The sequence below is a fragment of the Pseudomonas sp. GW821-FHT12A04 genome, assembly GCF_058807755.1.
Window position 1 is genome coordinate 70,654 of the sequence record NZ_JBXAQZ010000020.1, and the last position, 9,687, is coordinate 80,340.

The 9,687-nt window shown below is 58.6% G+C and carries 5 protein-coding genes and 1 pseudogene; 4 read left to right on the forward strand and 2 right to left on the reverse strand.

Annotated elements, in window-relative coordinates:
• Positions 1-353: 353 nt before the first annotated feature.
• On the reverse strand, positions 354-1,184 hold the full coding sequence (locus AC1RS8_RS26380; protein WP_489338607.1) for an alpha/beta fold hydrolase: 831 nt from the start codon (positions 1,182-1,184) through the stop codon (positions 354-356).
• Between the two features lie 253 nt (positions 1,185-1,437).
• On the opposite strand from AC1RS8_RS26380, the gene AC1RS8_RS26385 reads away from it, so the two are divergent.
• Positions 1,438-1,887, forward strand: a complete 450-nt coding sequence (locus AC1RS8_RS26385; protein ID WP_057716598.1) for a MerR family transcriptional regulator — start codon at positions 1,438-1,440, stop codon at positions 1,885-1,887.
• 53 nt (positions 1,888-1,940) lie between these two features.
• Here the strand turns inward: AC1RS8_RS26385 and AC1RS8_RS26390 are convergent.
• Positions 1,941-2,063, reverse strand: a pseudogene (locus AC1RS8_RS26390) (acetoacetate decarboxylase (ADC)); the annotation flags it as partial.
• Positions 2,064-2,323: 260 nt separating this feature from the next.
• Between AC1RS8_RS26390 and AC1RS8_RS26395 the strand changes: the two are divergent.
• The 3 genes from AC1RS8_RS26395 to AC1RS8_RS26405 form a co-directional block, all read left to right on the forward strand.
• A complete protein-coding gene (locus AC1RS8_RS26395; RefSeq protein ID WP_489338608.1) occupies positions 2,324-6,556 on the forward strand; it encodes a DUF5801 repeats-in-toxin domain-containing protein in 4,233 nt (1,410 codons plus the stop codon).
• 384 nt (positions 6,557-6,940) lie between these two features.
• The gene (locus AC1RS8_RS26400) at positions 6,941-7,153 is read left to right on the forward strand and encodes a DUF1059 domain-containing protein (protein WP_008001113.1); all 213 of its coding nucleotides are present in this window, start codon (positions 6,941-6,943) and stop codon (positions 7,151-7,153) included.
• A 1,008-nt stretch (positions 7,154-8,161) separates the two neighbouring features.
• A partial coding sequence (locus tag AC1RS8_RS26405; protein WP_493164015.1) for a DUF5801 repeats-in-toxin domain-containing protein occupies positions 8,162-9,687 on the forward strand: 1,526 nt, incomplete at its 3' end.

Sequence of the window (9,687 nt, forward strand, 5' to 3'; positions counted from 1 at the left end):
AAAGAGCGAACCTGCAGGCCGGAGCACCCAGAGCGATGACTGCGTTTCAAGATCAACCCAAATCAGCTCGCCCTACCCGCCCTAAATGCCGCCATCCTGGAGTTCACGCTTCGGGTTGCCCATGATCCTGCTGAGCGTCGCCGGACTACTCTGGGCAGCCTGAACAGGGCAAATAATTAATTGATTAACAGCCCCATTTTTTTAGACCAGTGAGGAACAGGAAACATAGACGAAGGGAGTCGCAAGCGGACACTCGGTCAGCTCAGTTTTCAGCCACTTAGTCGAATCTTCAACGCATCGATTTTTTTGGCTTTGAAGAAACTGGGGGGCAGTTTTTTACCCCCCCCAGTTAACTAACCACGCAGGAAAGCGAGCAAATCGGCGTTGATTGTATCGGTGTTCGTCGTAGGCATTCCGTGCGGGAAGCCCGAGTAGGTTTTCAGCGTGCTGTTTTGCAACAGTTTGGCTGACAAGAGCCCGGAGTTTTCATAAGGCACGATCTGGTCATCATCACCATGCATCACCAGCACGGGGATCGTGATGCTCTTTAGATCCTCGGTAAAGTCGGTCTGGGAAAAGGCCACGATCCCGTCATAATGCGCCTTTGCACAGCCCATCATGCCTTGTCGCCACCAGTTCCGGATGATGCCCTCAGACGGTTTTGCACCAGGGCGGTTATAACCGTAGAAAGGTCCAGCTGGAACGTCATGGTAGAACTGTGCGCGGTTGGCCTTCAGCTGTGCCTGCAAGTCATCGAAAACCGACTTTGGCAAGCCGCCTGGATTGCTCGGTGTCTGAACCATCAAGGGTGGCACGGCGCTGATTATGGCGGCCTTCGACACTCGGTCTTCGCCGTGGCGCGCAATGTAATGGATGACTTCACCACCGCCGGTGGAGTGCCCCACATGAACTGCGCCTTGTACCCCAAGATGGTTGACCACGGCCGCGACGTCATCAGCATAGTGATCCATGTCGTGGCCGTCCCAGACCTGACTGGATCGCCCGTGGCCACGCCGGTCGTGTGCAATGACCCGGTAACCGTTCGCCAGGAAAAAGAGCATCTGCGCATCCCAGTCGTCCGCACTGAGTGGCCATCCGTGATGAAAAAAGATCACCTGGGCATCCCGTGGCCCCCAGTCTTTGTAAAAGATCTCAACACCGTCCTGCGTAGTGACATAACCCATGTTCGCATCTCCCGAATGAAATGGAGGGTATGACCAATCGTGTCCTGATCGTGCCCCTTGTTGAACCTTGCCCTTGTTCAATAACGTGCAGCCCATCCAATAGGCGGTTCCCAGGGATTGGTCCTGGTCTGGTTTTCGCCCACCCCTGAATTCCATGGCGTTTTAGCAATGCATTACATCCGCGCAGCTTGGTCGCCAAATCACTTTAGGTTTAAAGTCAACTTTAAGGTCAATGGCTTTTTTGGGGTGGGATATGAGAATAGGCGAACTGGCGAAAATCAGCGGACTGGCGCCTTCACGGATCCGCTTTTACGAAGCGAGCGGCCTGATCAAATCTGTCGGGCGCAAAGCCAATGGGTATCGGGACTATGCACCTGATACGGAGTGGGTTTTGGAGATCATCACGGGCGCCCAGGCGGCGGGGTTTTCACTGGAAGAAATCCGACAACTACTGCCGATGAATGCGAACGGTTGGCGGCATGAAGAGTTGCTCAGTGGACTCAAGCGCAAGGTTGAGGAAATCGAAGTCCTGCAGCAACGGCTGGCACTCAATAAAGCGCAACTTCTTCTGGTTATCGAGGGAGTTGAAAGTAAGCCTGAAGGCATGGGTTGCGTGGACAACACGCAGTTGTTATTGCATCGTCTACGCGAGGAAGGCGTGGCGGCAGCACCACGCGGCCGTGATATTGCGTCGTCCAAGTAAAACGTCACCTGTCAGGCTTGTGAGGTCTGACAGGTTTTTGCCGGATCGTTGAATCAGTGCGCGTTAGCCAGTGCCGCTAACGGCTGCGGCGCGTAGAGCGCACTTTGGAACGCTGGCACGTATTCGTACTTCATCATTTTCCCCAGTTTCAAGGAGCGGATGTAGTTCGACAGGCTGGTTCAGCCTCAGTTCGACACGCTGGAGGTTAAAGCCCCGGCAACCTTGAACACCCGCACCATGCCCTCATTCACAAGCGGAATATTCGACTCCGTTCCTTCGCGTCATCCCGTCTCCCCTTCCCAGTAGTCTGAATCTCCTGCCCCGTCTGGGAGTATCGGCCGATGTATATCGCCCGGCGTTTATCCATAGTTGTGGCATGTACCAAAAAAAGGTCCGCGGTCCGGCCTTGGTGACTGCAATTGCTTTGGAGAAAGTCATGGCTACTCAGAAAAAAAACTCATCGTCAACGAACGATCAGATCGCTCTATCCACCCAGCCCCTCACCACTGACCTCAACGAGTCATTGGTGACAACGTCGGTTACAGCCAGCGCTTTGGGCGTCGTGGCGACCGGCGAAGACGTGACCCTGGATGAAACGGCCGGATTGCAGAACGCCACTGCCACGCCAACCCCTGCGGGGGACGCTGACGACAACGACATTCTGGTGGCGTCCCTGCCCACGACCTTCGCTAACCGTTTGGCCGGACTGGGGGCAGGCACCGCCACGGGTGCGGCCTTGAGCGGCTATACCGGTGCCGCGGGCAACACGGGCAGCGATGCATTCACCGTCACCGCCGCGCCCGGAGGAAGCATTACCGATATCAGCTTCACCGACAGTTCAGGCGCACCGCTCAATGGTCTGGACAGCGGACTCGATACCCTCGATGGCACCAGCATCCTTCTCTATACCGATACGAACGACAACAACATCGTCGTGGGCCGAGCCGGGGGCCCGGCCGGTGCGATCGTGTTCGCTGCCTACATTGAAGAAACCGGTTCGCCGGTCACGGGCGGCAAGATCTGGACCGTGGAGTACCAACCGCTCAAGCATCCCGATATGACGGATGCCGATGACTCGCTCAATCTGCTGAATAAGGTTTTCATCGGAGCCAGTGAGGATCTGGTGTTCAGCCTGGCCAATGCGCCCTCCGGTCAGAACCTGTTCCTGATGTTCACGAAGGCGAACCCGAACGTTGTCGATGACGGCGGTGTGTTGCGGATCACAGATCCCACCATCATTGCCACCGGCAAGGACCCTGCTGACCAGTCAAGCGGCGTCAACATAAACACTGGCGACACGATCAATACCAGCCAGGCGGGTGGCCCGACCACCTTCGGCACCAACAATCAGATGATTGTGGAGCAAGAGGGCATCCGCTTTTCGTTCGTCACGGGTGCCAGGCAGAATGTGACCATTCCCAACCTGGATCAGAACGAAGCCGACCTTGAATCCAACGTCGACTTTACCGACGTCTACAACACGAAGTCGGCCAATTTCGACGTTGTGCAATTGCAAAGCGGCAAGAGCGCTATCGTAAAAATCAGCGCATTCAGCACCGCGGCTGAACCTGGCGTGAATTTCATCAACGGATACGCGGGCGATACGTCGGTGGCCATCACCAATGTTCGCGTGATCAACAATAGCACCGGGCTGGTGATCGAGAATTCAGACGGATCGGTGAATGATCCGGCCATTACCATCAGCTTTGCTGCAGGGGTCGCAACCCTCACCGGCATTAAAGCCGGCTACCAGATTGAATACACCACTACGGCGGATCACAACCGCGTGCTTATCGAGAACGGTGCGGCCGTCAATGCCAAGGGCAATGACCACGCCGACTTTGATATCGGTGGTTTCACGCTGGTCAAAGCCTCTGTTACCACCACCGAAATCGGCTCCAAGATGATCTTCGACGACGACGGGCCGAGCATCAGCACCACCGGCACGGAGCCGACGCTGACGGTGGACGAGACGGTACTGGCGACCAACGACACTCAGAGCTTTGCCGCCAACTTCAACTCGGCGTTTGGCGCCGATGGGGCCGGCACGCAGACCTATGCGCTGGACGTGGTGGCCGGAGCTTCCGGGTTGACCGACACGGAGACAGGCGAGGCGGTGAACCTGTCGCTCAACGGCACCGTGGTCGAAGGCCGCACGGCCCTCGGCAACCTGCTGGTGTTCACGGTCAGCGTGGCCGCCAATGGTGATGTCACCCTCGACCAGCTCCGCGCCGTGGTGCATCCCGACCCAACCAATCCGGATGACTCGACGAGTTTGACCTCGGACGACCTGGTGACGCTGACGGCGACCACGACCGACGGGGACGGCGACAGCGCCCAGGCGACCCTCAACATCGGGCAGAACCTGGTGTTCAAGGACGACGGGCCGAGCATCAATACCACCGGCACGGAACCGATGCTGACAGTGGACGAAACGGTGCTGGCGACCAACGATACCCAGAACTTTGCCGCCAACTTCAATTCGGCGTTTGGCGCCGATGGCGCCGGCACCTTGACCTATGCGCTGGACGTGGTGGCCGGAGCTTCCGGGTTGACCGACACGGAGACAGGCGAGGCGGTGAACCTGTCGCTCAACGGCACCGTGGTCGAAGGCCGCACGGCCACCACCAGCCTGCTGGTGTTCACGGCCAGCGTGGCTGCCAACGGTGATGTCACCCTCGACCAGCTCCGCGCCGTGGTGCATCCCGACGCCACCAATCCCGATGACTCGACGAGTTTGACCTCGGACAACCTGGTGACGCTGACCGCGACCATTACCGACAAGGAGGGCGACAGCGCCCAGGCGACGCTGAACATCGGGCAGAACCTGGTATTCAAGGACGACGGGCCGAGCATCACCACCACCGGCACGGAGCCAACGCTGACAGTGGACGAGACGGTACTGGCAACCAATGATACCCAGAGCTTCGCCGCCAACTTCACCTCGGCGTTTGGCGCCGATGGGGCTGGCACCCTGAGCTATGCGCTGGGCGTGGTGGCCGGGGCTTCCGGATTGACGGACACGGCCTCGAACCAGGCGGTGAACCTGTCGCTCAATGGCACCGTGGTGGAAGGCCGCACGGCCACGAGTAATCTGCTGGTGTTCACGGTCAGCGTAGCCGCCAATGGCAGCGTCACGCTGGACCAGCTCCGCGCCGTGGTGCATCCCAACACCGCCAATCCGGATGATTCGAAGACGTTGACCTCGGACAACCTGGTGACGCTGACGGCGATCAAGACCGACGGGGACGGCGACAGCGCCCAGGCGACGCTGAACATCGGGCAGAACCTGGTGTTCAAGGACGACGGGCCGGCACTCAGTTTCGGCAACCTGATCGGGACCGGTAGCGTCCTTGCGCAATCCGGGTTCTGGAACATGGCGACGGGAGCCGACGGGCTGGGGGCGGCCGGTCTGGATATCTCGTTGGTCAATAACCAGTTCACTCTCGTCAGGCCGGACAACACGACCACGACCGGGACCGGCACACTCAGCGAGCTGTCGCCATCACCGGATGTCAATGGCGCGTACCAGTTCGCGGGAACCTTGACCGGTGATTTCGACAACAACGCCGCAACGGCGAATACCACCGTCGACTACACGTTGACCGCCTATGCCGATGGTCGCTATGCACTGGATCTGGTGCAAGGCTTCCGTTCGACGATCGTGCTCAGCAGTGCCGACGGCTCGCTCGCTGCCGGCGGCCCGGATCCGGTGCGCACATTGTTGATTCCGCAGACGAGCAACCCGGCTATTCCTTCGGCATCCGAGGAGATCGTGTTCTTTTCCGCGAAGGCGCTGGCGTCGACCGCGGACATCCTGACCGGCATCGGGCTCGGAGCACCCGACCCTACCGAAGCCGCGCTACAGACCAACCCCCTGCCGTCGTACATCGACCCGAGGGCCATGAACGTCAGCACGTCCGGCATCGGCGTCGCCAACAACGTGCTCCAGGGCGATAACCTGGCGGCAATCAGCGCCGTCGATGAAAGTTTCGTCATCAATCCAGAGAGCCTGCTGACGGCAATGAAGGTCTTCATCGACAACTCCGTGGCGGGTTACAACACCGCGACCGAGGACCTGTACTACCGGATCTACTACGCGGATGGCACGTTTTCGGACCGCATCGAGGTAAACACCCTGACGCCGGAGGCTGGCGGGCAGGTGTCCTTCCTCGTCGAGAAGGCGGGTACGACACTGATCGACGCGGTTCAGCTGACGATGGGCCGGGGCGATATCAAGATCCCGGTGATCCAGTTCATTCAGGAGAGCGAGAGTCTGGCCAGCGATGTCCAGCTGGCGTTCAGCGCGACGCTGACGGACAAGGACGGGGACTCGGCGACGAGTACCTTTGACGCCAACCTGTTCGCCAACGAACCGGACAACGCACCCTTCGACTTCACGTTGGTTGGCACGATCGGTGAGCAGGATGCGTTCAACATCGATCTGTCAGTCAATGAGAACCTGTACCAGGTCACCGGCTTCGATGCGGGCCCGGGCGTGCGGGACAGGCTGGTGCTCAACGGCGACCCGAACGCCGCTGTCCAATCGATCGACAACACCGGTGCCGACAGCATCGTGACGGTTGCCGAGACGGGCGGACAAACAACGACCATCACCTTGATCGGGGTTGATGTTCTGAATACCGACGTCTTTTTTGGCAGTGCTTGAAGCTTTGCGCGTGAACGGATGCGAGGGTGGCCTAGGAAACCACCCTCGTATTCTTTTTGCAGTTCAGATAAGAGATTCGGATGATCGCATGCGCGGCGAATGTCCGGGTGGTCATTGATACTGACCATCACCCTGCCCACGCGGCTGAGAGATTTTCTTCGATGCGCAGCAGTTTCAGGTAAATGCCGAGCCGTCGCGATCTGCTCCCTGTTTCCGCGCGACCGTTTTCTATGTCTGGCACAACTACCCTGACATCGGTGGGCCTATACTTTAACGATCAGCACACTCGATGCGGCATGCAGTCGTGTTTGATGTATGGGGGACGCGTCGAGCGATCGTTCACGCAGGCCACGGCCTGCCTTCGTCGTAGGGAGGAAAACATTCATGGCGCGTAAATACATCGACTGCCGCGAGTTTCCGAGCGATTCCCACTGCTCAATCGCACTGTCCGCAGACTCTGAAAACGAACTGCTCGAGGCCGCCGCGCAGCATGCGGTCAGTGTTCACAAGCACACCGACTCACCAGAACTGCGTGCTCAACTGAAGACGATGTTTCACGACGGAACCCCGCCTGTTGAAGCACCGCGTCCTGCTTAGCACCCAGGGGTTTCAGAGGAGTGATTGTCATCGATAAGCACCTACGAGGCTCATTTCGATGAGTTCCGCAGGCCTGAGGGTAGTTTTTTATGCCTGGCACAATCTGAATGACGAAGGAGACCCCCAAGGAACTGCCAATGGCTGCTCCTTGGGGGTGCTTTGGAGTGCTTGTTTAATGTGGCTGCGTGTTCATTCAAGCCAAGCTCAAACTGATTCGACAGACTGCTATCGGCCAAAAAGCGGCCCTTCTCGACCAGTTAAATCCATATCGCCTTTCTACCCGGCCGCCTGAGCAGGTTCAGCCTCAGTTCGACGCGCTGGCGGTTAAAGCCCCGGCGACCTTGAACAGCAGCGCCATGTCCTCATTCACAAGCGGAATATGCGGCTCGGTTCCTTCACGTCATCCCGTCTCCCCTTCCCAATAGCCTGAAACTCCTAGTCCGCCTAGGAGTATCAGTCGATGTGCAGCCTGCGGCGCATGTTCATAGTTGTGACCAATAGAACCGAAAATGGTCCAAGGTCGACCCCCGATGACTGGACCCCGCTCAGGAGAAAGTCATGACTATGCGCAAAAAAACCTCATCGCCCACGAGTGACCTGGCCAATAACGCCGGTGACCATCCTTCACCCGTCAGCCACGACTGGACTTTTACCTACATTCCGACCGTCACCACCAACCTTGAAGACTACGCCCCCGGCAGCACGGCCATCATCACGGCCAGCGGATTCGCCGCCGGCAGCACCGTGACACTCGAAGTGGACCACGCCATCGGTGCCGGCGCGGATAGTGTGTGGGGTACGTCCGACGACGTGCTCGATACCAATACCGGCGAGGGACACGAGCCCTGGTCCGTGACCGACGGTGGCGCCGGCGATCTTGACGGCCAAGTCAACGGCAGCGTCACCACTTCGTGGTACGTGAATCCCGACGACTCGGCAGGCGCAACGTTTCTGCTGACAGCGGCCTCTGCGGGCGCCGATGGAGTGGTCGGCACGGGTGACGACGCCATGGCGACTACGTCCTTTACGGACAGCGTTTTGGGCGTAGTGGCGACCGGCGAGGACGTAACGCTGGACGAAACGGCCGGGTTGCAGAACGCCACTGCCACGCCAACCCCTGCGGGGGACGCTGACGACAATGACATTTTGGTGGCGTCGCTGCCCTCGACCTTCGCCACCCGTTTGGCCGCACTGGGGGCAGGTACTGCAACGGGCGCGGCCTTGAGTGGCTATACCGGTGCCGCAGGCAACACAGGCAGCAATGCATTCACCATCACCGCTGACCCCGGAGCAAGCATTACCGATGTCAGCTTTGTCGGCACCTCTGGCGCACCACTCAATGGCGTGGACAGCGGGCTGTTGACCCTCAACGGCACCAGCATCTTTCTCTATACGGATACGAACAACAACATCGTTCTGGGTCGAGCCGGCGGCTCAAGCGGCGCGATTGTGTTCGCTGCTTATATTGAGGAAACCGGATCACCGGTCAGCGGCGGCAAGATCTGGACCGTGGAGTACCAGCCGCTCAAGCATCCCGTTATGACGAATGCCGATGATTCGCTCAATCTGCTGGATAAGGTTTTCATCGGCGCCAGCCAGGACCTGGAATTCAATCTGGCCAATGCGCCTTCCGGTCAGAACCTGTTCCTGATGTTCACGAAGGCGAACCCGAACGTTGTCGATGTCGGTGGTGTGTTGCGGATCACGGATCCGACCATCATTGCCACCGGCAAGGACCCCGCAGACCAGTCAAGCGGCGCCAATATAACGACTGGCGACACGATCAATACCAGCCAGGCGGGTGGCCCGACCACCTTCGGCACCAACAATCAGATGATTGTGGAGCAAGAGGGCATCCGCTTTTCGTTCGTCACGGGTGCCAGGCAGAATGTGACCATTCCCAACCTGGACCAGAACGAAGCCGATCTTGAATCCAACGTCGACTTTACCGACGTCTTCAATGCGAAGTCGGCCAGTTTCGACGTTGTGCAGCTGCAAAGCGGCAAGAGTGCCGTGGTAAGAATCAGCGCATCCAGCACCGCGGCTGAACCTGGCGTGAATTTCATCAATGGATATGCGAATGATGCGACGGTGGCCATCACCAATGTTCGCGTCTTCAACAGCGCCGGGCAGGTGATCGAGAATTCAAACGGCTCGGCGAATGATCCCAGCATCATCATCAGCTTTGCTGCAGGGGTCGCAACCCTCACCGGCATTAAAGCCGGCTACCAGATTGAATACACCACTACGGCGGATCACAACCGCGTGCTTATCGAGAACGGTGCGGCCGTCAATGCCAAGGGCAATGAGCACGCCGACTTTGATATCGGTGGTTTCACGCTGGTCCAGGCCTCTATTTCGAAAACCGAAATCGGCTCCAAGATCATCTTCGACGACGACGGACCGAGCATCAACACCACCGGCGTGGAACCGACACTGATGGTGGACGAAACGGTGCTGGCGACCAATGATACCCAGAGCTTTGCCGCCAACTTCACCTCGGCGTTTGGCGCCGATGGTGCCGGCACCCTGAC